Below are 25,435 nucleotides of genomic sequence, written 5' to 3'. Positions count from 1 at the left end.
TAATAATGAATATAATGTATCGACTCCGTTGACAAGATTAAAAACCCAGTCTTACAATTATAAGAAATATTTCTTTTATTTTTAAATTCAAAAGGCGGTGACAGTCATGGGGAGTGGCGTACAACATGCATTGGAACAATTAAAAACAACAGGTGTCCGTATAACGCCCCAGCGTCATGCGATTCTTACGTATTTAATGGAAGCAATGAATCATCCTACAGCTGACGATATATATCGGGCATTAGAGCCTAAATTTCCGAGCATGAGCGTAGCAACCGTATATAATAATCTCAAGATGTTTATGGAAGCAGGCATGGTTCGTGAGTTGACCTATGGGGATAGCTCCAGTCGTTTTGATGCTAATGTGTCTGATCATTATCATGTTATATGTCAGCAATGCGGTAAGATTGAGGATTTCAGTTATCCTTCACTTAGGGATGTAGAGCTGCATGCTGAGCAAGCTACAGGCTTTAAGATTACAGGATTGCGTATGGAGCTGCATGGAATTTGCGAATGTTGTAGAGAGAAGCAGCATTAGGACTAGAATAGAATGTGTCAAGGCAATATTGCCAAGTTACCACAATAAACGTGAGAAATCCGAAAGCGGAGGACTCACGTTTTTATTTTTTAAATATAAGAACATATAAGTTTCACGCTATGCATTATCCTTTTATTTCTCTACGAGAAACGCTTGTCATCTATAAAGGGCGACAACGTCATTTCTTCTTGGATATAACATTTTATAGGAATAATGACTTTTTTATACTGGTTATACGAAACCAAGTGGATGTTATAATCGTAATGTTAGACTCTATTAAAAATTATTTCATTATCTGGAGGATATATTTTGGATATAAGACAGGGACATAGACGCGTTAAAAAGCGCGGAGGTTTTTTTAGACGCTTGTTTGGACTTTTAATTATTGCAGGTGCAGCTTACTGGATAGTATTTTATGTATTGCCAAATCGTCAGCACATAGATGTGGACTGGAAAGCTCAAGAGCATCCCATATTTGTAAAAGGAGAGCACACCGGTTATTCTGCCAGTGGGACTGGGGATAGCATGTTGTTACCATTACCGTTGTTGCAAGAGTATGTGGATCCGTCCATTCGTTATGAAGAGAAGACGAAATCGGTCATATTATCAACGGATAGCGAGCTGCTATACATGCAGGAGAATAAAACTGATGCCAGTCTGAACAATCGTCCATTGCAGCTGCGGTTAGCGCCTGAAGTGAAGGAGAAAGTAACCTACCTTCCGGCGGATGTATTAGAAGATCTGTATGGGTTTGAAATTCAGGAGGATACAACTACTGGCGCAATACTACTTATGACGGCAGGAGAGACTGTCTCGCTTGGGAAAGTTAAAGGCGAACAAGGAGGCAAGTCAGTAGCTCTTCGAAATGAGGCATCTATTCACGCACCTATCGTTGCGGATATGTCTCCTGGGGCAGTCGTGAATATTTGGATTGAGGAAAATAAGGACTGGCTGTTTGTACAATTAAGCAGCGGGTATGCAGGTTATGCCAAGGCAAGTGACATTATTCCGGATGGTCAAAAGACAGTGGAGCCAAAAAAATCCACGCCAACACGCGCTGAACGTAACTGGAAAGGGAAGTCAGTGAATTTGTATTGGGAGGCTGTTTACCAACGCAAACCTAACCCAGAAACCTTCGGTGAGCTACCAGGCGTCAATGTGGCTAGCCCAACCTGGTTCAGTATTATCGATGGTGATGGCAATGTGCGCAGTCAGGCCGACAGTGCATATGTGCAGTGGGCACATGAGCGCGGGTTAGAGGTATGGGGACTGCTCAGCAATAGCTTCGATCCAGACATGACTACTGAGGCATTGTCTACCTATGAAAAACGGATGAATGCAATCGTTCAGATCTTAGAATATTCGGATTTATATAATTTGAATGGAATTAATATCGATTTTGAGAATGTGTATACGAAAGACGGAGAGAATGTCACTCAATTTATGAGAGAGTTAAAGCCTATGGCTCAGGCTAAGAATCTAATCGTCTCCATAGACGTGACACCTAAATCCAATAGCGAGATGTGGTCTGCGTTCCTTGATCGCAAGGCTCTTGGGACATTAGTCGATTATCTGATAGTGATGGCATATGATGAACATTGGGCGGCTAGCCCTATCGCGGGCTCTGTTGCCTCCTTACCTTGGGTAGAGAATTCAATAAGCCGGATCATAGAGGAGGACAATGTGCCGCCTGAGAAGGTGATTCTGGGGATCCCATTGTACACCCGCATCTGGACTGAGGCTCAAGTAGATGGCAAGACAAAGGTAAGCTCTAAATCGGTTAGTATGAATGCCGTTGAAAAAATTATTAAAGAGAAGAAGCTAACCCCGACATTTGATAAGGATGCTGGGCAGAATTACGTAGAATACAAGGAAGATGGCGCTCTTAAGAAAATATGGATAGAAGATGAGGTGAGCTTAAAATCAAGAGTTGAGCTTGCTAAGTCCATGGGGCTTGGAGGCATTGGGTCGTGGAATCGCAGCTTTAGTAACCCATCCGCATGGGAAGCATTACAAGGAATCCATAAATAATTCTTTATCTTAGATAATAACGAAAAGGGCCCCAAATGGGGCCCTTTTTTGTTCTAGGTAATGCTTGGTGAACATTAATAGAGTACATATACTTCGCTAGTAGTGAACTTTTGTAAGATGTGTTTAGTGGTTAAGTTGCTGCTGCTCAAGCTGTTCTGCTGTAATATTGGCCTCTGCCGGATCCATAGTAAGGATGGTGTGGCAGAACATACAGCGGTCTGTTTTGCCGAGCATCTTGGTTAGCTTGTGACATTCTGGGCACTCTAGCTGAACTGCGCTCGTTGACAGCATGCCAGCCCAGAAATAGATCGCAAGACTTGACATCATGGAAATTAAACCGATTACAAGTCCGATTCCAGCGAATACTTTTCCGGTTGATCCCCAGAATACTATGCCTGCTGTACCCAAAACCATAAGTCCCATTCCGAGCATTGTGAGCAGTAATCCCCATGTGCGAAAAGCGTTGATCTTAGCCGTTTTAAACTTCATGAGTGTTTGCTCCTAACTAAATATAGTTGGGTTGTCCAGAAGGAACTGTCTTTCATATGTAGAATAATAATTATAACTGAATTATAACTGACTGGACGCAAATTCGCCAAATTTAATGGAGGGAAGCATGGAATTGTCATTGTCCAATGTAACTTTGTTGAGTGGAGAAACGTTTGAAGAGAATGTTTTAGGAGCTGTCGCTTTGCGGCAGGAAGGAAGTACTCCATTTCAAAGCGCGCTACTTCACGATTTTGATATGGTTGTGTTAGTTTTGCACGAGGAACAGGATTTAGAACATATTGTTCGCCACACCATTGCCGGTGACAAACGGACACAGTCAGTCCATATCGGCCTTTCCGCTTTGGAGCGGGCTGTCATGGCGGGCGATAATAACGAACTCCTTACTAGTTTGATGATTGGGGAAGTGATCTGGGATCCCAAAGGAATATTAGGGGATATGCGCCGGGAAATTTTGCAATTCGAAGGCCCTCTAAAGGAACGAGTCGAGTTCATGGAGTTTGCGCGATTCTTGCATTTGTATGTGAAATCTAAAAGGTATATAGAAGCCGGCTGCATTATGGATGCGTATAACTGTGTATTGATGGCTTTATATCATTGGGCAAGAATAGAAGTGAGTGAAGCTGGTTTATTTCCAGAGCCCGCTGTTTGGGAGCAAGTTAAAAGCTTGAATACTTCGGTCCATAAATTATATGAGGAACTAACCATAAGCACGGAGACCTTAGAGCAAAGAGTTGAGCTTGTTCTTCTAGCGTGTGAATTTGGAATTATGTCCAAAATGACCGATTGTTGTGCGTTGCTCTTTAATATTTTGAATAGCCGCAAGGAAGCGTGGAGCATAAAAGAATTGCTTCAGCATTCTGGCCTATGTCAATTAGAGGCTGAGTTGCCATTGGTATTACGAAAGCTTGTTTCTCGTTCATTAATCCGTGAGATTACTTTATGGACTGCTGGATACGGGGGAGAGGGTCATGCGATCCGATATACCTTATAGAGAAGAATTAGATGCAGGGTTTCACGGTAATCTATAGATAAAGTAAGTAGGGATAGGGAGAGGCTAAGCACTCTCTTTTTTGTTTGCTCACTATTAGGATGGGCTCATATTTATTCTAATAAATTTATGGTTGACTCATTCCTTGTTCATGTGTTAAATTATAACTCGTCCCTCTGACACAGAGATGTGCTTTCGAAAACATTCGAAAGACAACCGAAAAAAAGAAATTAAAAAAAAGGTTGACTAAAACGAGGACGCTGTGATATATTATAAAGGTCGCTGCTGAACAACAACAACGACGAAATAAAGAACTTGATCTTTGAAAACTGAACAACGAGTGAGTAGGAAATCACGAAAGTGAAATCCAAATTAGAGAATTAATTTTCTCGTCAGATGTTTCAAAATGAGCATATCGCTCTTTTCAATACTAATTGGAGAGTTTGATCCTGGCTCAGGACGAACGCTGGCGGCGTGCCTAATACATGCAAGTCGAGCGGAGTCATTTTGAAAGCTTTCTTTCAAAATGACTTAGCGGCGGACGGGTGAGTAACACGTAGGCAACCTGCCCCTTAGACTGGGATAACTACCGGAAACGGTAGCTAATACCGGATAATTTCTTTTTTCTCCTGAAGAAAGAATGAAAGACGGAGCAATCTGTCACTGAGGGATGGGCCTGCGGCGCATTAGCTAGTTGGTGGGGTAACGGCCCACCAAGGCGACGATGCGTAGCCGACCTGAGAGGGTGAACGGCCACACTGGGACTGAGACACGGCCCAGACTCCTACGGGAGGCAGCAGTAGGGAATCTTCCGCAATGGACGAAAGTCTGACGGAGCAACGCCGCGTGAGTGATGAAGGTTTTCGGATCGTAAAGCTCTGTTGCCAGGGAAGAACGTCCGATAGAGTAACTGCTATCGGAGTGACGGTACCTGAGAAGAAAGCCCCGGCTAACTACGTGCCAGCAGCCGCGGTAATACGTAGGGGGCAAGCGTTGTCCGGAATTATTGGGCGTAAAGCGCGCGCAGGCGGTCATTTAAGTCTGGTGTTTAAACCTTGGGCTCAACCTAAGGTCGCACTGGAAACTGGGTGACTTGAGTACAGAAGAGGAAAGTGGAATTCCACGTGTAGCGGTGAAATGCGTAGATATGTGGAGGAACACCAGTGGCGAAGGCGACTTTCTGGGCTGTAACTGACGCTGAGGCGCGAAAGCGTGGGGAGCAAACAGGATTAGATACCCTGGTAGTCCACGCCGTAAACGATGAGTGCTAGGTGTTAGGGGTTTCGATACCCTTGGTGCCGAAGTTAACACAGTAAGCACTCCGCCTGGGGAGTACGGTCGCAAGACTGAAACTCAAAGGAATTGACGGGGACCCGCACAAGCAGTGGAGTATGTGGTTTAATTCGAAGCAACGCGAAGAACCTTACCAGGTCTTGACATCCCTCTGAATCTGCTAGAGATAGCAGCGGCCTTCGGGACAGAGGAGACAGGTGGTGCATGGTTGTCGTCAGCTCGTGTCGTGAGATGTTGGGTTAAGTCCCGCAACGAGCGCAACCCTTAACTTTAGTTGCCAGCAAGTAATGTTGGGCACTCTAGAGTGACTGCCGGTGACAAACCGGAGGAAGGTGGGGATGACGTCAAATCATCATGCCCCTTATGACCTGGGCTACACACGTACTACAATGGCCGGTACAACGGGAAGCGAAGCCGCGAGGTGGAGCCAATCCCATCAAAGCCGGTCTCAGTTCGGATTGCAGGCTGCAACTCGCCTGCATGAAGTCGGAATTGCTAGTAATCGCGGATCAGCATGCCGCGGTGAATACGTTCCCGGGTCTTGTACACACCGCCCGTCACACCACGAGAGTTTACAACACCCGAAGTCGGTGGGGTAACCCGCAAGGGAGCCAGCCGCCGAAGGTGGGGTAGATGATTGGGGTGAAGTCGTAACAAGGTAGCCGTATCGGAAGGTGCGGCTGGATCACCTCCTTTCTATGGAGAATCGTCTTCTGCAATGAAGACATTCAAATCGGAAGTTAAACTTCCAAATCTCAGGTTTAGGCCTGTTACTCACTCGTTGCTCAGTTTTGAGAGTTTAAGCTCTCAAGTAAGACTTGATCCTTGAAAACTGGATACCGAAACGAATTTGCGTTTTAGAACATCTTTTAGCAACTTGTGCAAACAAGTAAATGTTATTAGTGAGATGATTCCAAGAGAGATATCGTATGATATTTTCCTGTGGAAAAATCAAGGTTAAGCTAATAAGAGCACACGGAGGATGCCTAGGCGCCAGGAGCCGACGAAGGACGTGGCGAACAACGAAACTGCCTCGGGGAGCTGTAAGCAAGCTTTGATCCGGGGGTGTCCGAATGGGGAAACCCAGCTGTGGTAATTCGCAGTTACTCATACCTGAATACATAGGGTATGTAGAGGCAGACCAGGGGAACTGAAACATCTAAGTACCCTGAGGAAGAGAAAACAATAGTGATTCCGTCAGTAGCGGCGAGCGAACGCGGAACAGCCTAAACCTAAGAGCTTGCTCTTAGGGGTTGTGGGACGTCTCACATGGAGTTACAAAGGAATATGGTAGGCGAAGAGGTCTGGAAAGGCCCGCGATAGAGGTAAAAGCCCTGTAGCCTAAACTGTGTTCTCTCCGAGACGGATCCCGAGTAGTGCGGGGCACGTGAAACCCCGTATGAATCCAGCAGGACCATCTGCTAAGGCTAAATACTACCTGGCGACCGATAGTGAAACAGTACCGTGAGGGAAAGGTGAAAAGCACCCCGGAAGGGGAGTGAAATAGAACCTGAAACCGTGTGCTTACAAAAAGTCAGAGCCCTATCTATGGGTGATGGCGTGCCTTTTGTAGAATGAACCGGCGAGTTACGTTTAACATGCAAGGTTAAGTCGAGAAGACGGAGCCGCAGCGAAAGCGAGTCTGAATAGGGCGACTCAGTATGTGGACGTAGACCCGAAACCGTGTGATCTACCCCTGTCCAGGGTGAAGGTGCGGTAACACGCACTGGAGGCCCGAACCCACGCACGTTGAAAAGTGCGGGGATGAGGTGGGGGTAGCGGAGAAATTCCAATCGAACTCGGAGATAGCTGGTTCTCCCCGAAATAGCTTTAGGGCTAGCCTCGGTATAAGAGTAGTGGAGGTAGAGCACTGATTGGGTGCGGGGTCCGCAAGGATTACCAAGCTCAGTCAAACTCCGAATGCCATATACTTATTGCCGGGAGTCAGACAGTGAGTGCTAAGATCCATTGTCAAAAGGGAAACAGCCCAGACCATCAGCTAAGGTCCCCAAGTGTGTGTTAAGTGGGAAAGGATGTGGAGTTGCACAGACAACCAGGATGTTGGCTTAGAAGCAGCCACCATTGAAAGAGTGCGTAATAGCTCACTGGTCGAGTGACTCTGCGCCGAAAATGTAACGGGGCTAAACACACCACCGAAGCTATGGCTAGATACTATGTATCTGGGGTAGGGGAGCGTTGTATGTGGGTTGAAGGTGTACCGTAAGGAGCGCTGGACAGCATACAAGTGAGAATGCCGGTATGAGTAACGAAAAGATCAGTGAGAATCTGATCCGCCGAAAGCCCAAGGTTTCCTGAGGAAGGCTCGTCCGCTCAGGGTAAGTCGGGACCTAAGGCGAGGCCGAAAGGCGTAGTCGAAGGACAACAGTTTGAAATTACTGTACCACCGTAATCCGCTATGAGCGATGGGGTGACGCAGGAGGGTAGTGACGCGGACTGATGGATATGTCCGTCTAAGCAGTGAGGCTGATGTGTAGGCAAATCCGCACATCGTTAAGGCTGGGCTGTGATGGGGAGCGAAAATTGTAGTAGCGAAGGTCATGATCTCACACTGCCAAGAAAAGCCTCTAGCCAGGAGAAGGTGCCCGTACCGCAAACCGACACAGGTAGGCGAGAAGAGAATTCTAAGGCGCGCGGAAGAACTCTCGTTAAGGAACTCGGCAAAATGACCCCGTAACTTCGGGAGAAGGGGTGCCCCGGTAGTGTGAATAGCACGAGGGGGCCGCAGTGAAAAGGCCCAAGCGACTGTTTAGCAAAAACACAGGTCTGTGCGAAGCCGCAAGGCGAAGTATACGGGCTGACGCCTGCCCGGTGCTGGAAGGTTAAGGGGAGTGGTTAGGGGTAACCCGAAGCTATGAACCGAAGCCCCAGTAAACGGCGGCCGTAACTATAACGGTCCTAAGGTAGCGAAATTCCTTGTCAGGTAAATTCTGACCCGCACGAATGGCGTAACGACTTGGGCGCTGTCTCAACGAGAGATCCGGTGAAATTTTAATACCTGTGAAGATGCAGGTTACCCGCGACAAGACGGAAAGACCCCATGGAGCTTTACTGCAGCTTGATATTGAATTTGGGTACGATCTGTACAGGATAGGTGGGAGCCGTAGAAATCGGAGCGCAAGCTTCGGTGGAGGCGCCGTTGGGATACCACCCTGATCGTATCTAGGTTCTAACCTAGTGCCCTAATCGGGTACGGGGACCGTGTCAGGCGGGCAGTTTGACTGGGGCGGTCGCCTCCTAAAGAGTAACGGAGGCGTTCCAAGGTTCCCTCAGAATGGTTGGAAATCATTCGAAGAGTGCAAAGGCATAAGGGAGCTTGACTGCGAGACCTACAAGTCGAGCAGGGACGAAAGTCGGACTTAGTGATCCGGTGGTACCGCATGGAAGGGCCATCGCTCAACGGATAAAAGCTACCCTGGGGATAACAGGCTTATCTCCCCCAAGAGTCCACATCGACGGGGAGGTTTGGCACCTCGATGTCGGCTCATCGCATCCTGGGGCTGAAGTAGGTCCCAAGGGTTGGGCTGTTCGCCCATTAAAGCGGTACGCGAGCTGGGTTCAGAACGTCGTGAGACAGTTCGGTCCCTATCTGTCGTGGGCGCAGGAAATTTGAGAGGAGCTGTCCTTAGTACGAGAGGACCGGGATGGACGTACCGCTGGTGCACCAGTTGTTTCGCCAGAAGCATGGCTGGGTAGCTACGTACGGACGGGATAAGCGCTGAAAGCATCTAAGCGTGAAGCCCCCCTCAAGATGAGATTTCCCAATTAGTAAGACCCCTTGAAGACGACGAGGTAGATAGGTTGGAGGTGGAAGTGCAGTAATGCATGGAGCTGACCAATACTAATCGGTCGAGGGCTTATCCTATACTTAAAACGCAAATTCAATTCGGATTCAGTTTTCAGGCATCAAGCCTGGTATGAATATTCCCTGATAGCTCAGTTGGTAGAGCACTCGACTGTTAATCGAGTTGTCACAGGTTCGAGTCCTGTTCGGGGAGCCATATGGAGAGGTGTCCGAGTTTGGCCGAAGGAGCACGATTGGAAATCGTGTAGGCGCCACAAGCGTCTCGAGGGTTCGAATCCCTCTCTCTCCGCCACAAATTTTTAATTAGTATGGCCCGTTGGTCAAGGGGTTAAGACACCTCCCTTTCACGGAGGTAACATGGGTTCGAATCCCATACGGGTCACCAAATTTTCACTTGATTTTACATAGTGGACTTTGGTACAATAACAATTGTTGTTTACGGAGGCTTAGCTCAGCTGGGAGAGCATCTGCCTTACAAGCAGAGGGTCGGGGGTTCGATCCCCTCAGCCTCCACCATATTCATTTAAGAACGACGCGGGGTGGAGCAGCCCGGTAGCTCGTCGGGCTCATAACCCGAAGGCCGCAGGTTCAAATCCTGCCCCCGCAACCAATTTTCATCAAGTAATTATATCTTTTGGAACCGTGGTGTAGTTGGCCTAACATGCCTGCCTGTCACGCAGGAGATCGCGAGTTCGAATCTCGTCGGTTCCGCCATTTTCTTGGCTCGATAGCTCAGTCGGTAGAGCAGAGGACTGAAAATCCTCGTGTCGGCGGTTCGAATCCGTCTCGAGCCACCATGTAGTATATAACTTAATATGCCGGTGTAGCTCAATTGGTAGAGCAACTGACTTGTAATCAGTAGGTTGGGGGTTCAAGTCCTCTCGCCGGCACCATCTTTGGGGGATTAGCGAAGTGGCCAAACGCATCAGACTGTAAATCTGCTCACTCACGTGTTCGGTGGTTCGAATCCATCATCCCCCACCATTTTTTTAGGGGCATAGTTTAAAGGTAGAACAACGGTCTCCAAAACCGTTGGTGTGGGTTCAATTCCTGCTGCCCCTGCCAATCTTTATCTAAAGTCTTTCTCTAAAGTTTAATATGGCGGTCGTGGCGAAGGGGTTAACGCACCGGTTTGTGGATCCGGCATTCGTGGGTTCAAGTCCCATCGGTCGCCCCATTTACTTTAAGAAGAACAGCAACAAATTCAGTTTAATATGGCGACTGTGGCGAAGGGGTTAACGCACCGGATTGTGGTTCCGGCATTCGTGGGTTCGAGACCCATCAGTCGCCCCATTTTACTTTAAAATGTTATTGGGGATTAGCCAAGCGGTAAGGCAACGGACTTTGACTCCGTCATGCATAGGTTCAAATCCTATATCCCCAGCCATTTTATGCGGACGTGGCTCAGCGGTAGAGCATCGCCTTGCCAAGGCGAGGGTCGCGGGTTCGATTCCCGTCGTCCGCTCCAATGTTTTCATATGGCGCCATAGCCAAGTGGTAAGGCAAAGCTCTGCAAAAGCTTTATCCCCAGTTCAAATCTGGGTGGCGCCTCCATTAATTTCATATGTGCCGGCGTGGCGGAATGGCAGACGCGCTCGACTCAAAATCGAGAGGGAAACCGTGGAGGTTCGAGTCCTCTCGCCGGTATATCAAAAAGGTTAGTAAAGTTGCTAATACAAGCGAATTTACTAACCTTTTTTCTTTGTCTATGAACTTTTATTCTTAAGCCGTTGAATTAGAGACACTTCTAATTCAACGGCTTTTTTATGTGAAGCGGAGTGAATTGTAATTTTATTGACTGCTTAGTCGGAATGTCCGCGGTGTGAGACCTACCTCACGTTTGAACATATTGCAGAATTGAGCGTCATTCACAAACCCTGCAGCGGCAGATACTTCTGAGATATGCATTTGGGTATGTTGCAAGAGAGACTTTGCATAATCCAGACGTTTCAATAGTAGATAGCGAAGAGGTGAAGAACCGAATCGCTCTTTAAATAAATGGCGGAAACGATCATAGCTGTATCCAGACATCTCAGAGAGTGTTGCGACCGATAGCTTATGGCGGTAATGCTCATTCATATAGTTTAGAACATATTGGACTCTGTCTTCCGTTGGCGATTGAAACCCAGAGGCGCTAAGAAGCCGTATCAGATGAACAGTGATTTCGCTCATTTGAAGGTTCAATAGTTCAGAGAATCCATCTTGTTTGCGCGTAAACTCTGCTTTCATTCGAAGCAAGATCTGTAGAACAGTATGGTCTTTATCATCTTCATATACGCCTTGCAAATTCTCCATATTTGGGTGATTTGAATGGAAGCCTACAAATAGTATAGTAGCGTCTTCGCGATGATTCTCGTCATGTTTATGATTGGGTGGTATTAGCGCGAATGAAGAAGAACGAAAATGATAACTTCGCGAACCTACATTGGTAGTTCCTAATCCGTTTAAATAATAGACTAGTTCATAACATTCATGCTGGTGTGGTGGAATATAGGTATTAACCTCATGTGCTGCATTTACAATATATAGAACACGATCCATGATGAGCCTCCAATAATTATGTTTTAGCCGAATCGTACAAAATTATGACCGAAATCATATAATTATTTTCATTAATATTTGATATGATCGTATCAAGAAATCCGAAGATTAGCAACCTGACTGGCCATCTCGTTCGGAAATTAGTCGGATTATTCGTAAAAATTATAATTTTCTCTCTATTTTTGAGTGTATTCGTTAAAATTATTAAAATTTTGACAATGTTACATGAAATATGAGAGTTTCCATCTAAATCGTGAAATATACAACAGACTAAGATGGAGAACCTCTCAAATTACTAACCAACTATATATAGGGGTGGAATAGAAAAATGAAAAAGAAAGCTCTTTCTTTGTTGCTGCTAGTAGTAATGGTAATGGTCACAGCCTGTGGAAATAATACGTCGAGTAATGGATCTTCCGCGAATGCAGGTTCTAATGCGGCTGAAGGTGGAGAAACAAGTTCAGGAGATAAACTCAAAGTTGTACTTCTGATTCCAGGAACGCTTGGAGATAAATCTTTCTTTGACTCTGCGAATAGCGGTTTGCAAAAGGTTAAGGATGAACTGGGTGCAGAAACAAAGGTTGTAGAAATGGGTGTCGATAAAACGAAATGGGACCCTACGTTTAACGATATCGCCGCTGAGGATTGGGATGTTATTATTTCTGGCGGATCGGAAATTACAGAGATGTTTAATGCAACGGCTGAATTATATCCAGACAAAAAATTCATTAACTATGATACCGATATAGATGAAGCACCAGAGAACATGTACAACATGTCTTATGCGACTAATGAAGTATCTTTTCTAGCAGGTGCTGTAGCGGCGCTAGCTACACAATCCGATATGCCTAATGCTAATCCTGAGAATGTGATCGGATTTGTAGGCGGTATGGATATTCCAGGGATTAACGCTTTCTTGGTTGGCTACATTCAGGGCGCTCAATATGTTGATCCTGATGTGAAGGTAGCTGTATCGTATGCTGGTGATTTCGTTAACCCGGCTAAAGGTAAGGAGCTTTCACTGATTCAATATAACTCCGGTGTGGATGTTATTTTTAACGTAGCTGGGGGTACAGGTCTTGGGATCTTTGATGCAGCTAAAGAGAAGAAGAAATATGCTATTGGCGTAGACTCTGATCAGGCGATGTTACTTAATGAAACAGATAGCGAAAAAGCAAACTTGATCGTTACTTCTTCTATTAAAAAGATTGATAGTGCTATTCTAGGTGCCGTGAAGAAATTACAAGAGGGTACGCTTGAAATGGGTAAACGTGATGTATTGAGCTTCGTAGATGATGGTGTAGGCATTGCAGAGAATGAGATATATAAAAATGTCTTCCCAGCGGATCTTCAGGCTAAAGTTGAAGAAGTGAAGCAAAAGCTGATCAATAAAGAAATTACAGTAGATAACGCGATGGGAATGGAAACCTCAGAAGTAGAAGCCATTCGTAACGCAGTTAAGCCTTAAGTATAGCTATAAAGTGATAAACCTACAGTTGGAGATTCTTCTATTAGAAGAATTCCAGCTGTATATTTTTGCAGACCTCCAAGTGGAAAGGCGTTGAGACCGATGAACAAAGCTCTGTTGGAAATGCGGGGAATTACGAAGGTGTATCCCAATGGCGTCGTTGCAAATAAAGACGTGCATTTTTCTTTACGTGAGGGAGAAATTCACGCGATTGCGGGCGAGAACGGCGCGGGTAAATCAACTTTAATGAAGATCATGTTCGGCATGGAAGAGCCTAGTGAAGGTGAGATCTATATCAAGGGAGAAAAAGTGAAGCTGCAATCGGCTCAGGATGCCATTGATAGAGGGATCGGTATGGTTCACCAGCATTTTATGCTGGTTCCTTCTTTTACGGTAGCAGAGAACATGGTGCTGGGCATGGAGCCCCGTAAGGGAGTCGGCATCAATTATGCTGAAGCCGTGCGCATGACCGAAGAGACTGCGAAAAAATACAATCTGGCAGTGGATCCAAAAGCAAAAGTGGAGGATCTTACGGTTGGTATGAAGCAAAAGGTTGAGATCCTGAAGGCGTTGCTGCGTGGTGCGAAAATCCTAGTTCTAGATGAGCCGACCGCGGTGTTAACCCCACAGGAAACAGAAGAATTGTTCCGTGAGCTTAAGCAATTAAGAGAGCAGGGACATACGATTGTGTTTATTTCACACAAGTTGAAAGAAGTGAAAGCGATCTGCGACAGAATTACGATTATGCGTAGTGGACGTAGTGAAGGTGTCTTCCAAACGAAGGATGTCACGGAGCAAGAAATTTCCCGACTCATGGTGGGTAGAGATGTTGTGTTGAAATATGACAAGGAGATTCTGTCTATTGGTGAGGCGGTGCTCACTGTGCAAGGTCTAGGTGTAAATGATGCACACGGCAAAGCGTTGCTATCAGATATTAATTTTGCGGTACGCGGAGGACAGATCGTCGGGATTGCTGGTGTAGAAGGAAACGGGCAGACACAGCTCATTGAGGCTCTTACAGGGAGCTTAAGAGGGGTTTCAAGCCAGGGTTCTGTGCTAGTGAAGGGAAAGGATATTCGAGAATCGGATATTTTGGATATTCGTAAGTTGGGTGTTTCTTATATCCCAGAGGATCGGATGCATCAAGGGATAGCTAGTGATGCGAGCATAGCGGATAATCTGCTGTCCACTCAGTATCGTACAAAGGAAATGAATAAAGGTCCTTTTTTGAATGGATCACGAATTGCTAAGCTAGCCGTATCACTTGTAGAGGAATTTAAAGTCCGCTGTTCTGGACCTTCTCAGCCAATAGGTATGTTATCAGGTGGTAACATGCAGAAAGTTGTCGTAGCTAGAGAGTGTTCTACTGAACCGCAACTGCTTATTGCAGAGCAGCCGACACGGGGTGTGGATATAGGCGCAGCTCAGTTCATACATCAGAAGCTTTTGGAGCTACGCTCAGACGATTGTGCGATTTTGCTAGTGTCGGCAGATTTAAATGAGATCTTAGAGATCAGCGATAGTCTACTAGTGATGTATGAAGGAAAGATTGTTGCCTTTTTCGAGGAGCCTTCTAAGGTTAGTGAAGAAGAATTAGGGCTTTATATGCTAGGGATTCATCGACAGGACGAGGAGCACATCAGGAGGGCCGTAAATCATGTTTAAAGTAAAATATTTTGAATACATTCGAACATCGGCGGTAATCGTTATTGCACTCGCCATTGCTTTTCTGATCATCTCATTGGTCAGTAATCAGCCGGTGAAGACGATTGGTATATTCCTATTTGAGCCGTTATCCAGTAAAGGTCATATCGGTAACGTCATTGAGATGGCTATTCCGCTCATGTTCACAGGGCTAGCGGTTTCCTTGTTATTCCGAGCAAATATGTTCAACTTGGGTGCTGAAGGGATTTTCTATTTCTCCGGTGTTGTAACCTCCGTGTTGGCGATTCATTTAACGCTGGACGGCTGGCTGCATCCGATCGTAGCTATTGCTGCGGGTTCTATTGTAGGGGCGCTGCTCTCTGCAATCCCCGGGATCCTCAAAGCCAAATGGAATGCCAATGAGCTGGTTACATCCTTGATGTTCAATAATATTTTGTTTGGAGTAGGTTTATATCTACTGAACTATCATTTACGTGATGCAAAAGCGTTCGCCAATGTATCCTACAAATTCGAGAAAACGGCACTGCTGAGTAAGATGGTACCTGGCACTCGTATTCATACCGGACTGATCATCGTTATCGTGCTTATTATTGCAGCGCATCTATTTTTATACAAGACTAAATGGGGATACGAGCTGCGTATGACAGGCATCAACCGGAACTTTGCACGTTATTCAGGCATGAAGACCGCGAAGGTTATTATACTGGTTCACTTGATTGCTGGTTTTATTGCGGGGATGGGTGGTTCCGTAGAAGTGCTAGGGATGTATAACCGATTCCAATGGACTTCGTTACCAGGCTATGGCTTAGACGGTGCTCTTGTAGCGATGTTAGCCAAGAATAATCCGCTATCCGTAATCGGTGCTGCATTGTTCCTTGCGTATATCCGGATCGGAGCCGATATGATGGCACGTCTGTCTGATGTACCTTCTGAGATGATTTCTATCATACAGGCAATTATCATTCTTCTGATTTCGGCTGAGCAATTCCTGAAGTTCTGGAAAAATCGGATGCTCTTGAAGGAGGCGAAGGAAGCATGAACAGTTTGTTTGATGTGATTTTTACGACTGACTTTGCTTTCTCTGTCCTTCGAGTGACAACACCGATTCTATTCGCTGCGCTTGGAGCATTAATCTCTAATAGAGCGGGTATCATCAACATCGGTATGGAAGGCATCATGCTTGTCGCGGCTTTAGCTGGTGTCATTGTAAGCAGCTACACGCATAGCGCGTGGGTAGGTTTACTTGGGGCTGTGATGTCCGGAACATTGATCGCTGGAATATTAGCTTTTTTCACACTGAAATTCAAAACACATATCATTCTCGGCGGCGTAGCTATTAATATGTTCGCTTCGGGAGGAACCGTGTTTATTCTTTATCTGCTTAGTGGAGATAAGGGTTCTTCTACTTCTCTGGCAAGTAAAGTGCTACCTAGTGTAGAGATTCCTTTGCTGAAGGATATTCCGGTGCTTGGGCCTATTCTATCAGGTCATCACATTTTGACGTATGTATCTATTATTGCTGTGTTTGTTGTCTACTATCTCTTAAACCGTACACCGCTTGGTCTGCGCATTCGTTCAGTGGGTGAAAATCCACATGCTGCTCAATCTGTAGGCGTAAGTGTTGTGAAAATACAGTATATGGCTTTGCTACTTAGTGGATTTTTCGCTGGTTTGGGCGGGGCTTACATGTCGATGGGTTACCTGTCACTGTTCACTCGCGATATGATCGCTGGTCGGGGCTGGATTGCGATTGCCGCAGAGTCTATGGGTAGAAGTACGACAGTAGGCACGGCGCTAACCTCTCTATTATTTGGTACGGCAGACGCCTTGTCGAATGCGCTACAGGTCCTGAAGATTCCTGCAGAACTTATCGCGACGCTTCCTTATGTAGCAACGGTAATTGGACTAGTGATCTATGCTGTATCTGAGACACGGAAGAAGAACAAAAAGCTAAAGAGCCCGCTAGTGAAATAGCGATAGGAGTAACGAGGATTTATACAACTAAGGAGTGAATGACTATGCGAACACCTATTATTATTGACTGCGATCCAGGGCATGATGACGCTATCGCAATCCTGCTTGCAATAGCAAATTCGGAGAAGCTGGATCTGCGCGGGATTACAACGGTTGGAGGAAACCAGATCCTCGATAAAATCACTGAAAACGCACTTAAAGTGATCAGTTTCGTGAATGCGGATATTCCTGTAGCCAAAGGGGCTGCGGGTCCGCTGTTCGGCAAGCTTGTTACAGGTGAGGAAGCGCATGGTGAATCTGGCATGGACGGCCCACTATTGCCGCCAAGTAAATTCCGCCCTGTAGAAGAAGGCGCTGTGGAATTTATGCTGAATATTATCCGTTCTTCGGAGGAGAAAATTACGCTCGTACCGATGGCTCCTTTAACGAATATTGCGCTATTAATTACAGCATATCCGGAGATTAAAGAAAGAATTGAAAAGATCTCATTAATGGGCGGAGGAATTTCTTATGGAAATGTAACCTCTACTGCGGAGTTTAACATCTATGTAGATCCTGAAGCCGCTCGTATCGTGTTTGAATCTGGTATACCGATTACGATGAGTGGTTTGGATGTGACCGATAAGGCAGCGATTTTCGAAGATGAGATCGTAGCATTGAAAGAGCGTGGGCCAGTGTCCACTATGGTCGGAGAGCTGCTAGATTTCTATTCGATTTACGGAAAGAAAATGGGCTATGTTGGCAGTGCGCTGCATGATCCATGTGCAGTAGCTTGGCTCTTGCACCCTGAACTGTTTGTATCCGAGCATCTGTATGTAACGGTGGAGACAGAAGGCAAGCTAACACGTGGAATGACGGTTGCAGACAAACGAAAGAAGACAGATCGTCCAGCAAATGTAGAAGTTCTGGTGGGAGTAGACCGGGAAGCATTTATGAAACTGATCTTTGATTCACTGGAAAAGCTAGATCAAGAGCTGCTTGCGGCTGAAGGGAATTAACCTATGGCAGGATGGGAGAGACTTCAGGAGACGGTTCAGTTTGAATTGGTTCAGCGTGGAGAAGAAGGCTGCAAGATTGACGGCTTCGCGGATAAACTAGCTGCTGCAGGTGCCGATGAGATTAAGCTGATGCAAGTATACAACGAGTTGATGGAGCTCACGGTTGCTGAGGACTTTCCTTATGAAGAGCCCTCTTCACTGGAAGAGATTCGTCGTCTACGTCCAGAAGGTCCACGTAAGCTGCATCCAGAATGGAGCGAGGCGGAGTGGAGAGACAAGTTCTATGGTGCTTGGCTGGGTAGAAGTGTTGGCTGTGCACTCGGAAAACCACTGGAGTATTGGGACTACCTCTACGGTAAAGATGGACGCCCGGGCTGGGAGAATATTGAGCTGTGGTTCCGAGGTGCGGATGCATGGCCAATTACCGGCTATACGCCTGGTCATTCACGGGCAGAGGCAGAATATGGTCTTGGTTTAAGTGATTGGACTTATGCTAGTACCCAAGAGACAATCAAGTTTATGGAAAGCGATGACGATATTCGTTACACGGTTTTGGGCCTTATGCTGCTGGAGCAGAAAGGACTGGATTGGGATTCTTGGGATATCGGAAAGCTCTGGCATAAACATCTGACATATGCTCAGGTATGTACGGCTGAGACACAGTCGTATATGAATTTTGCGCAGGAGACATCTCATTTACATGGTGAGAAGCCTGCGGATTGGCTGGCGCGGCAGGAAAGAGTGCGGATGCACTTAAATCCATACCGGGAGTGGATTGGTGCGGCTATACGCGCAGACGGACTGGCGTATGGCGCGGCAGGCCATCCGGAGCTTGCGGCGGAGCTAGGCTGGCGCGATGCTTCTTTTTCACATGTGAAGAACGGGATCTATGGCGAGATGTTTAATGCAGCGATGATTTCGGCGGCTTTTGCTGAAAAAGATAACGAGCGTATCCTAGAGATTGGTCTTAGTGAGATCCCTAGTACTAGTCGTCTGGCAAGTGATGTACTACGAGGCATAGATATTGCGCACAAGGCTAAGAGTGAGCGTGAGTTGGTGAGTAAGATTTGGGATACATTCAGCCACTATGATGCAGTGCATACCAATAATAATGCTGCTCTTGTAGCTGCTTCGCTGGTCTATGGCGGGAATGATTTCGAAAAAGCGGTCGTTACTTCCGTATACGGAGGAATGGATACAGACTGTAATGGAGCTACAGTGGGGTCGATTATGGGAGCGAAGCTTGGAGCAAGTGTGTTGCCGGCTACATGGGTTGAACCGCTCCATGATACACTATATGCAGATTTACCCGGGTTTCATCCGATAGCGATTTCGGAATGCGCGGAGCGCAGCTATCAGGTGTTCTTGAAGATTCGCAAGGAGCTTGGCGGAAAGTTTTAGATCAGGGATACGCAAAATAATTAAGGGATGACTTAAGCCACCGTGCTTAAGCATCCTTTTTTTCGTGCTGACCTAGTTCTTGAAATAGATGCAACAGGGGTTTAGGAGTTAGGTAACAGGAGAATCCTGATTTGAAGAGGGATTAAGTTTAGTCATTTATTTGGGAGTTAAACACGTAAAAATAGCATGGTGCAAAGGGATTTTATACGGTAATCCTTTTTTACTGATATATCATTTAAATAAAAATGGTGACACAGAACATAAAATGCCTTATTATTTAAAGAGATTTTTAGTAAAACAGTTTTTAAATAATTATAGTACAAACCTTGGCTTAGAGGGTTTCAGAATAAATGGAAAGGAAGGGGGAGTTTGCAATCCTATCGCTGAGTGGGGTGAGTAAAGGATTCAAGCTGAAGGACGGCATGTATCAGGCTGTGGATGATGTATCGCTTGATGTGAAGAAAGGATCGATTCACGGTATCATTGGTGAAAGCGGGGCAGGGAAATCCACGCTGCTGCGATTGATTAATCTGCTGGAAAAGCCAGATCAAGGGACAGTTACCGTAGAAGGGTATAATTTAACCGAAATGCCGAGTAAACAACTACGGAAAGCTAGGGAAAAGATTGGGATGATTTTTCAGCAATTTAATCTGGTCAATAACGTCACGGTAAGCCGCAATATTTCGATTCCATTGGAATTGGCAGGGGTGCCGAAGCGTGAACGGATGAAACGGGTAAAGGAATGTCTTGATTTTGTCGGATTGGCAGATAAGGCAGCGCAATATCCTGCACAGCTAAGCGGAGGACAACGACAACGTGTGGCGATCGCCCGGGCGCTTTCGAACAGTCCAGGACTATTGCTATGTGACGAACCCACCTCCTCCCTTGATCCAGGAACAACTGCGGATATTCTGGACGTCCTGAAGCATATTAATTCAAGCCTCGGGGTTACAGTAGTGATTGTTACGCATGAGATGGATGTTGTCAAAAGTATATGCACTCACGTATCCGTGATGGAAAATGGACGAATCGTAGATTCCTTCTCTCGCGAAGACGGTGATTTCCGACCTGCTGCAGTTCGTACTGGCTCGTACCGGGATCAAATTCTGGGTAAAGCGGGGGAAATACATGTTTGATAGTGTACTTCAATATCAGGCACAGATGTGGGAATCGATCGGGGAAACCTTTGTCATGGTCGGTATTTCTGTCGGTGCCGCATTGCTGCTTGGCCTTCCGCTCGGGACGTTGTTGTTTTTTTGCCGAAAAGGTCAGCTCTACGAGAATAAAGCATTGTCTCTGGTGCTCAACAGCATCGTTAATATTATTCGTTCGTTTCCATTCCTGCTGCTTGTCGTTGCACTCATTCCGGTCACTCGTTTCCTAGTCGGAACTGCGATTGGAACCATGGCAGCCACGGTTCCGTTATCCATTGTTGCCATTGCTTATTACTCCCGTCTGGTGGAGCAGTCTTTGTTGGAGGTTCCTAAAGGAGTCATAGAGGCGGCCTTGTCTATGGGAGCTTCGAAGCTAGGGTTGATCTTTAAATTCCTGTATGTTGAGGCACGTTCGGGGCTAGTGCTCGGACTCACTACCTCTACGATTAGTTTTATCTCTTACTCAACTGTAATGGGGGTTGTCGGAGGGGGCGGGGTTGGTGATTTTGCGATCCGGTATGGATATCAGCGTTTTGAGACTGAAGTGATGATCTATGCGATTATCGTGATGATTATATTGGTTCAGTTGGTTCAATTCACAGGAGGTACGATCTCACGGCTGTTAGATAAGCGTTAATCGTTCAACCCGTATATCAAATTTTGTAATACAAAATGATTGAATATATAAACTGGGGGTTAGTTGTAGTAATGAAAAAATCAATGATAGTTGTGCTTATGTTAATGGTATTGGTCGTAGCGGGTTGTGGCTCTAATAAAGCAGCAGAGAACAATTCTGTAAAAGGTAGCGATGAACTAACGAAATTAAAGATTGCTACTTTGATTCCACCAATGACGGAAATTCTGGATATTGTGAAGCCACTTCTGAAGGAAGATGGCATTGATCTTGAAATCGTTGTGCTATCTGACAATGTACAGCCTAATGAGGCTTTGGCGAATAAAGAGGTAGATGCTAACTTTTTTCAACACGTTCCTTATATGAAGCAATTTAATGAGAGCAAAGGCTCAAATCTGGTAGAGGTACAACCTGTATATGACGCTATATACGGTGGTTACTCCAAGCGTTACAAGAATGTAGCTGATCTTCCTGAAGGTGCAACGTTAGTAATGGCTAATGATCCATCGAATATTGGTCGTTCTTTACAAATGTTCGCTGCAGCTGATCTTATTAAGCTAAAAGAGGGCGTGGGTATTCAAGCTACACAAGCAGACATTACAGAAAATCCAAAAAACTTTAAGTTTGAAGAAGTAGATTTATTGATGTTGGCTCGTATGCTGGATGATGGCGATCTAGTGGCAATGACTCCGGCTTATGCTAGCCCGCTTGGATTGACACCGAAGAAAGATGCACTGATTACTGAAGGTGCCGATTCTGAATTCACAATCACCTTGGTTGCGCGTGAAGACAACAAGGACTCTGATGCGATTCAGAAGCTAGCTAAACGGATTAGCGGCCCTGAAGTGAAGAAATTCCTTGAAGATAATTATGCGGATATCGCATTGCCTGCTTTTAAATAAGCTTAAATAGTTAAATTAGTAATTCAATGAGACTTGTCCATTATGGGCAAGTCTTTTTTTGCATTCAGAAAGCATATATTGGGGGCCCTCACAAAGTACCTGAGGTTGCATCGAAGCAAAGCCCCACTTTGTGGGGATATTTTAGTGTGTCACTAGAATGTAAGAACTGCTAGATATAATGGGTTGTAGAATAACAAAGCGGAATGGAGATGTGAATATGGCAGTACTTAGCGCGATTAATCTCACGAAACATTACGGTAAGGGAACTAACTTGGTTAAGGCATTGGATGGAATTAACGTGGAAGTTAATAACGGTGAATTTATAGCGATTGTCGGGACATCAGGAAGCGGGAAATCAACGTTATTACATATGTTTGGCGGACTTGATCGAGCAACTGATGGACAGGTGATCATAGATGGTAAAAATATTTTCGGAATGAAGGATGACGAGTTGACGGTATTTAGAAGAAGAAAGATCGGATTTGTATTTCAGAACTATAATCTGGTGCCGATTCTGAATGTATACGAGAATATTGTGTTGCCTATTGAACTGGATGGAAACAAGATAGATAAGGAATTTGTGGATCATATTGTGAATACGTTAGGACTCTCGCAAAAGTTGGACAACCTCCCCGGTCAGCTTTCAGGGGGTCAGCAGCAAAGAGTAGCTATAGCACGGGCCTTGGCTGCAAAACCTTCCATTATCCTAGCCGATGAACCTACAGGAAACTTGGACAGCATCACCAGCCAGGAGGTCATTGGATTACTCAAAGTAACGAGCAGACAGTTTAATCAGACGATTCTAATGATTACTCATAATGAAGAGATTGCTCAGCTTGCAGACCGGACCATCCGGATAGAGGACGGTAAAATTACTGGAGGGGCATTGTGATGATGTTTCCAAACAGCAATAAACCAATTGTTAAGAAGCTGACGAGTAGAAGTCTGAAAGCCAATCGGACCCGAAATCGTTTTGTGATTCTGGCGATAATTCTCACCACTTGGCTCATTACTTCTTTTTTTAGTATTGGGCTGAGCAACTACAAAACCTTCGAAATGCAGGAATTAAAAATAACCGGGACGATGGCCAATGCCTACTTAACCTCCCCGTCAGAACAACAAATAAACAAGTTAAAGGAACTTTCCTATATTAAGTCCATCGGACTTCAGTCCAGAGTAGGTAATGTGATCCATACGCCAGAAATAGGAGATCTTAATTTAGCTCTCCTCTGGTATGACCCTACTGAATGGACGGACATGCGTAAGCCTGTAATCGATGGTCTAGAGGGGACATATCCAGAGAAGGAAAATGAAATCGCTGTTCCTTTATGGATTTTACAGTCGATGGGGATAGATGCTCCAAAGATTGGTATGAGCTTGCCGTTAACTTACTCCGTTACCCGCGATGGGGTGAAATCGCAAGAGAGCAACACCTTCATACTAAGTGGATGGTTTACCGATTACAGTCATGTCCGTACCGGAAATACTGGAGCGGTGCTGGTATCGGGGGCTTTTGCTACAGCTCATGGTGTAGATCTTAAGAATCCCAAAAATGCCACTATTCTTTTTCATGAGAAAAATACGGATGAACTCCTCTCCCGTTTGCAACAGGATATCACTTTGGGAGAGAGTCAGAAGCTTGAACCAGTCTCTTACAGGTCTACTACCTCTTCGGACAGAACAGCGACTTTGATTGGATACGCCGGAATAATACTATTTGTTATGCTGAGCGGTTATTTATTGATTTATAATGTGCTTTACATTTCTGTCTCACGGGATACAAGGTTCTACGGTCTGCTTAGAACGTTAGGAACAACACAGCGGCAGATTAAAAAAATAGTCAGAGCTCAAGCCTCAAGGTTAGCACTTATAGCAATTCCACTGGGACTTGCCGCAGGAGCTGTAACTTCTTTCGTACTTGTTCCACTGGCTATGAGTACAGCTGAATTGGATACGGGTGTGGAGATTTCATTTCACCCATTAATCTTTATTGGAGCTGCGTTGTTTGCTTGGCTGACCACCATGTTCAGTGCTATTAAACCTGCCTCCATCGCTGGTAAAGTCTCTCCAATAGAAGCAGTAAGATATACAGGGACGATGGTTAAAGCTAAGAAGAAGCGTGGAACTGGCGGTTCTAAGCTGCATCGACTGGCCTGGCGAAATATTTTCAGAGTGAAGAAACGGGCAATGGTTGTATTTCTCTCTTTATTTCTTGGGCTGACGACTTTTCTGGTAATCAATACACTTGTGCTTAGTATGAGTACAGATCATTTTATATCGGAATATATGGATAATGACTTCACGCTGTCGAATCAGACGATGTCCTTTGGATTTGAGGGGGAAGAGAAGGCCAAGATCTCAGAGGATATGATCAAGGAAATTCAGGATATGAAGGGAGTAAAAGAGGTCTTCAAGGCTTATATTGGAATGGCTGAGATGAAATATGACCCTAAGGTATTCGGAAAGTATGTAGATGAATTTGCGAAATCATATCACACAGAACGCCCTGCTGATGAACAATTGGCTAAGGGGCAAGGGATGTTCTCAATGACCCGTGTTACCGGGTTAGACTCAGATCAGGTCAGAAAGTTGGAGGAGAAATTAGGGTTTACTGTAGATATGGAACGTTTTGAAAAAGGTGAGATTGCCTTGCTGGACAATTTTAGTCTCGGTGGTCTTAAGGTTGGAGATTCATTTCAAATCAGTCCTATAAAAAGCGAGGCCGCACAATCTTTCGAAATTGGAGGGCTTGGTGATTTCAGCTCACTGGGATCTTCACATTTTGTGGCTCCGAATGTCTATATCAGCCACACTGCTATAAAGAAATTCATGAGTAACCCGCTTATAAGTAAAGTGTATATTAATGCTGGTCCGAAAGACTGGAAGCAGATTACCGATCAATTGGAAGGACTCATCGGCGGAGATGGTGAGCTGAAGCTGGAGTCGAAGCTGTATATGGAAAAGTTCATGGAATCGGCTAAGCTAACCTTTTACATTATGGGTGGCGGAATTGCGCTCATTCTAGCGCTGATTGGCATTTTGAATTACGTTAATATTATGTATACAGGGGTTGTAGCTAGAAAGCTGGAATTCGCAGTGATGGAGAGCATCGGGATGACCTCTAAGCAGATGAGAAAGCTGTTACTGTTTGAAGGGGCAGGTTATGCGATCCTATCGACATTGCTAATCTCAACAATAGGCACATTAATCAGTTACGGTGCTTATAGCCTGTTTAGCCAAGAAGCTACTTATGCTGTGTTTAGCTTCCCAACCCTTCCGCTTTCTATTGCAATTGTACTCGTTTTTGCGGTTTGCCTGAGTGTTCCGCTAATTGCTTACAAGCAAATTAAAAAGGACAGCATTGTGGAACGTCTGCGGCAAATGGAATAGTGTCAAAAGAAAATAAAGTTCTAGACTGAAAAATAAAGTGTTAGACTCTAAAAATAAAGTTATAGACTAAGAAAATAAATAATTAGACTGGTAACGTCCCATTACGCTAACGGGCAGTTATCTAT

At 45.3% G+C, this 25,435-nt stretch carries 17 protein-coding genes, 16 tRNA genes and 2 rRNA genes; 33 read left to right on the top strand and 2 right to left on the bottom strand.

Annotated features, from left to right (window positions below):
- The first annotated feature begins 106 nt into the window (after nucleotides 1-106).
- A complete protein-coding gene (locus ACDZ28_RS03400; RefSeq protein WP_042131011.1) occupies nucleotides 107-538 on the top strand; it encodes a Fur family transcriptional regulator in 432 nt (143 codons plus the stop codon).
- A gap of 315 nt (nucleotides 539-853) precedes the next feature.
- On the top strand, nucleotides 854-2,569 hold the full coding sequence (locus ACDZ28_RS03395; RefSeq protein WP_375105302.1) for a glycosyl hydrolase family 18 protein: 1,716 nt from the start codon (nucleotides 854-856) through the stop codon (nucleotides 2,567-2,569).
- A 123-nt stretch (nucleotides 2,570-2,692) separates the two neighbouring features.
- Here ACDZ28_RS03395 and ACDZ28_RS03390 read toward each other — a convergent pair whose 3' ends face one another.
- A complete protein-coding gene (locus ACDZ28_RS03390) occupies nucleotides 2,693-3,058 on the bottom strand; it encodes a DUF2614 family zinc ribbon-containing protein (protein ID WP_042131010.1) in 366 nt (121 codons plus the stop codon).
- Between the two features lie 127 nt (nucleotides 3,059-3,185).
- Between ACDZ28_RS03390 and ACDZ28_RS03385 the strand changes: the two genes are divergently transcribed.
- The 19 genes from ACDZ28_RS03385 to ACDZ28_RS03295 all read left to right on the top strand — a co-directional run bounded on the left by ACDZ28_RS03385 (nucleotide 3,186) and on the right by ACDZ28_RS03295 (nucleotide 10,830).
- A complete protein-coding gene (locus ACDZ28_RS03385; RefSeq protein ID WP_052414741.1) occupies nucleotides 3,186-4,070 on the top strand; it encodes a nucleotidyltransferase-like protein in 885 nt (294 codons plus the stop codon).
- Nucleotides 4,071-4,498: 428 nt separating this feature from the next.
- Nucleotides 4,499-6,056 (top strand): 16S ribosomal RNA (locus tag ACDZ28_RS03380).
- 259 nt (nucleotides 6,057-6,315) lie between these two features.
- Nucleotides 6,316-9,243 (top strand): 23S ribosomal RNA (locus ACDZ28_RS03375).
- Together the 16S and 23S rRNA genes with 16 tRNA genes alongside form the textbook arrangement of a ribosomal RNA operon.
- A gap of 60 nt (nucleotides 9,244-9,303) precedes the next feature.
- Nucleotides 9,304-9,379 (top strand) — tRNA-Asn (locus ACDZ28_RS03370).
- A gap of 3 nt (nucleotides 9,380-9,382) precedes the next feature.
- Nucleotides 9,383-9,475: transfer RNA gene (locus ACDZ28_RS03365), tRNA-Ser, on the top strand.
- Between the two features lie 18 nt (nucleotides 9,476-9,493).
- Nucleotides 9,494-9,568, top strand: a tRNA-Glu gene (locus ACDZ28_RS03360).
- Between the two features lie 55 nt (nucleotides 9,569-9,623).
- A tRNA-Val gene (locus tag ACDZ28_RS03355) sits at nucleotides 9,624-9,699 on the top strand.
- A gap of 17 nt (nucleotides 9,700-9,716) precedes the next feature.
- Nucleotides 9,717-9,793: transfer RNA gene (locus ACDZ28_RS03350), tRNA-Met, on the top strand.
- A gap of 26 nt (nucleotides 9,794-9,819) precedes the next feature.
- Nucleotides 9,820-9,897: transfer RNA gene (locus ACDZ28_RS03345), tRNA-Asp, on the top strand.
- A 7-nt stretch (nucleotides 9,898-9,904) separates the two neighbouring features.
- A tRNA-Phe gene (locus ACDZ28_RS03340) sits at nucleotides 9,905-9,980 on the top strand.
- Between the two features lie 20 nt (nucleotides 9,981-10,000).
- Nucleotides 10,001-10,076, top strand: a tRNA-Thr gene (locus ACDZ28_RS03335).
- 5 nt (nucleotides 10,077-10,081) lie between these two features.
- A tRNA-Tyr gene (locus ACDZ28_RS03330) sits at nucleotides 10,082-10,167 on the top strand.
- Between the two features lie 7 nt (nucleotides 10,168-10,174).
- Nucleotides 10,175-10,248: transfer RNA gene (locus ACDZ28_RS03325), tRNA-Trp, on the top strand.
- Between the two features lie 36 nt (nucleotides 10,249-10,284).
- Nucleotides 10,285-10,360 (top strand) — tRNA-His (locus ACDZ28_RS03320).
- Nucleotides 10,361-10,400: 40 nt separating this feature from the next.
- Nucleotides 10,401-10,476: transfer RNA gene (locus ACDZ28_RS03315), tRNA-His, on the top strand.
- Between the two features lie 19 nt (nucleotides 10,477-10,495).
- Nucleotides 10,496-10,570, top strand: a tRNA-Gln gene (locus ACDZ28_RS03310).
- 6 nt (nucleotides 10,571-10,576) lie between these two features.
- Nucleotides 10,577-10,651: transfer RNA gene (locus ACDZ28_RS03305), tRNA-Gly, on the top strand.
- A 12-nt stretch (nucleotides 10,652-10,663) separates the two neighbouring features.
- A tRNA-Cys gene (locus ACDZ28_RS03300) sits at nucleotides 10,664-10,737 on the top strand.
- Between the two features lie 14 nt (nucleotides 10,738-10,751).
- Nucleotides 10,752-10,830, top strand: a tRNA-Leu gene (locus ACDZ28_RS03295).
- Nucleotides 10,831-10,974: 144 nt separating this feature from the next.
- Here ACDZ28_RS03295 and ACDZ28_RS03290 read toward each other — a convergent pair.
- A complete protein-coding gene (locus ACDZ28_RS03290; RefSeq protein WP_339288111.1) occupies nucleotides 10,975-11,724 on the bottom strand; it encodes an AraC family transcriptional regulator in 750 nt (249 codons plus the stop codon).
- Nucleotides 11,725-12,052: 328 nt separating this feature from the next.
- On the opposite strand from ACDZ28_RS03290, the gene ACDZ28_RS03285 reads away from it, so the two are divergent.
- The 12 genes from ACDZ28_RS03285 (at nucleotide 12,053) to ACDZ28_RS03230 (ending at nucleotide 25,310) form a co-directional block, all read left to right on the top strand.
- On the top strand, nucleotides 12,053-13,192 hold the full coding sequence (locus tag ACDZ28_RS03285) for a BMP family ABC transporter substrate-binding protein (RefSeq protein WP_375103996.1): 1,140 nt from the start codon (nucleotides 12,053-12,055) through the stop codon (nucleotides 13,190-13,192).
- 102 nt (nucleotides 13,193-13,294) lie between these two features.
- Entirely contained in the window at nucleotides 13,295-14,857 is a 1,563-nt protein-coding gene (locus ACDZ28_RS03280; RefSeq protein ID WP_076120926.1) for an ABC transporter ATP-binding protein, read from the top strand.
- Nucleotides 14,850-15,896 (top strand): ABC transporter permease, encoded by a 1,047-nt coding sequence (locus tag ACDZ28_RS03275; protein WP_042131006.1) that lies wholly within the window; start codon nucleotides 14,850-14,852, stop codon nucleotides 15,894-15,896. Before ACDZ28_RS03280 ends, ACDZ28_RS03275 begins: the two co-directional genes overlap by 8 nt.
- A complete protein-coding gene (locus tag ACDZ28_RS03270) occupies nucleotides 15,893-16,831 on the top strand; it encodes an ABC transporter permease (protein WP_042131005.1) in 939 nt (312 codons plus the stop codon). Before ACDZ28_RS03275 ends, ACDZ28_RS03270 begins: the two co-directional genes overlap by 4 nt.
- Nucleotides 16,832-16,875: 44 nt before the next feature.
- Nucleotides 16,876-17,829: a nucleoside hydrolase gene (locus ACDZ28_RS03265; RefSeq protein WP_375103995.1), complete on the top strand. Its 954-nt coding sequence runs from the start codon at nucleotides 16,876-16,878 to the stop codon at nucleotides 17,827-17,829.
- Between the two features lie 3 nt (nucleotides 17,830-17,832).
- Nucleotides 17,833-19,230, top strand: coding sequence for an ADP-ribosylglycohydrolase family protein (locus ACDZ28_RS03260; protein ID WP_375103994.1), 1,398 nt, complete (start codon nucleotides 17,833-17,835; stop codon nucleotides 19,228-19,230).
- Between the two features lie 160 nt (nucleotides 19,231-19,390).
- The gene (locus ACDZ28_RS03255) at nucleotides 19,391-19,630 is read left to right on the top strand and encodes a hypothetical protein (protein ID WP_139328613.1); all 240 of its coding nucleotides are present in this window, start codon (nucleotides 19,391-19,393) and stop codon (nucleotides 19,628-19,630) included.
- Nucleotides 19,605-20,366, top strand: a complete 762-nt coding sequence (locus ACDZ28_RS03250; protein WP_081390020.1) for a methionine ABC transporter ATP-binding protein — start codon at nucleotides 19,605-19,607, stop codon at nucleotides 20,364-20,366. Before ACDZ28_RS03255 ends, ACDZ28_RS03250 begins: the two co-directional genes overlap by 26 nt.
- A complete protein-coding gene (locus ACDZ28_RS03245) occupies nucleotides 20,359-21,021 on the top strand; it encodes a methionine ABC transporter permease (RefSeq protein ID WP_339288104.1) in 663 nt (220 codons plus the stop codon). The genes ACDZ28_RS03250 and ACDZ28_RS03245 overlap by 8 nt, the downstream gene beginning before the upstream one ends.
- A gap of 71 nt (nucleotides 21,022-21,092) precedes the next feature.
- Nucleotides 21,093-21,920 (top strand): MetQ/NlpA family ABC transporter substrate-binding protein, encoded by an 828-nt coding sequence (locus tag ACDZ28_RS03240; protein WP_076120931.1) that lies wholly within the window; start codon nucleotides 21,093-21,095, stop codon nucleotides 21,918-21,920.
- Between the two features lie 217 nt (nucleotides 21,921-22,137).
- Nucleotides 22,138-22,812: an ABC transporter ATP-binding protein gene (locus ACDZ28_RS03235; protein ID WP_076120932.1), complete on the top strand. Its 675-nt coding sequence runs from the start codon at nucleotides 22,138-22,140 to the stop codon at nucleotides 22,810-22,812.
- Complete coding sequence (locus tag ACDZ28_RS03230) at nucleotides 22,812-25,310, top strand: ABC transporter permease (RefSeq protein ID WP_375103993.1); 2,499 nt, start codon at nucleotides 22,812-22,814, stop codon at nucleotides 25,308-25,310. Before ACDZ28_RS03235 ends, ACDZ28_RS03230 begins: the two co-directional genes overlap by 1 nt.
- Nucleotides 25,311-25,435: the final 125 nt, after the last annotated feature.

Source organism: Paenibacillus sp. RS8 (assembly GCF_041956825.1).
GTDB lineage: Bacteria > Bacillota > Bacilli > Paenibacillales > Paenibacillaceae > Paenibacillus_AQ.
Note: the sequence above shows the minus strand (reverse complement) of the source record. Positions and strands in the feature narration are given on the sequence as shown.

What these genes read in the sequence shown, in the direction of transcription:
- ACDZ28_RS03400 (WP_042131011.1), top strand. Translation starts at nt 107, where the DNA reads ATGGGGAGTGGCGTACAACATGCATTGGAACAATTAAAAACAACAGGT.
- ACDZ28_RS03390 (WP_042131010.1), bottom strand. Translation starts at nt 3,058, where the DNA reads ATGAAGTTTAAAACGGCTAAGATCAACGCTTTTCGCACATGGGGATTA.
- ACDZ28_RS03385 (WP_052414741.1), top strand. Translation starts at nt 3,186, where the DNA reads ATGGAATTGTCATTGTCCAATGTAACTTTGTTGAGTGGAGAAACGTTT.
- ACDZ28_RS03290 (WP_339288111.1), bottom strand. Translation starts at nt 11,724, where the DNA reads ATGGATCGTGTTCTATATATTGTAAATGCAGCACATGAGGTTAATACC.
- ACDZ28_RS03285 (WP_375103996.1), top strand. Translation starts at nt 12,053, where the DNA reads ATGAAAAAGAAAGCTCTTTCTTTGTTGCTGCTAGTAGTAATGGTAATG.
- ACDZ28_RS03280 (WP_076120926.1), top strand. Translation starts at nt 13,295, where the DNA reads ATGAACAAAGCTCTGTTGGAAATGCGGGGAATTACGAAGGTGTATCCC.
- ACDZ28_RS03275 (WP_042131006.1), top strand. Translation starts at nt 14,850, where the DNA reads ATGTTTAAAGTAAAATATTTTGAATACATTCGAACATCGGCGGTAATC.
- ACDZ28_RS03270 (WP_042131005.1), top strand. Translation starts at nt 15,893, where the DNA reads ATGAACAGTTTGTTTGATGTGATTTTTACGACTGACTTTGCTTTCTCT.
- ACDZ28_RS03265 (WP_375103995.1), top strand. Translation starts at nt 16,876, where the DNA reads ATGCGAACACCTATTATTATTGACTGCGATCCAGGGCATGATGACGCT.
- ACDZ28_RS03260 (WP_375103994.1), top strand. Translation starts at nt 17,833, where the DNA reads ATGGCAGGATGGGAGAGACTTCAGGAGACGGTTCAGTTTGAATTGGTT.
- ACDZ28_RS03245 (WP_339288104.1), top strand. Translation starts at nt 20,359, where the DNA reads ATGTTTGATAGTGTACTTCAATATCAGGCACAGATGTGGGAATCGATC.
- ACDZ28_RS03240 (WP_076120931.1), top strand. Translation starts at nt 21,093, where the DNA reads ATGAAAAAATCAATGATAGTTGTGCTTATGTTAATGGTATTGGTCGTA.
- ACDZ28_RS03235 (WP_076120932.1), top strand. Translation starts at nt 22,138, where the DNA reads ATGGCAGTACTTAGCGCGATTAATCTCACGAAACATTACGGTAAGGGA.
- ACDZ28_RS03230 (WP_375103993.1), top strand. Translation starts at nt 22,812, where the DNA reads ATGATGTTTCCAAACAGCAATAAACCAATTGTTAAGAAGCTGACGAGT.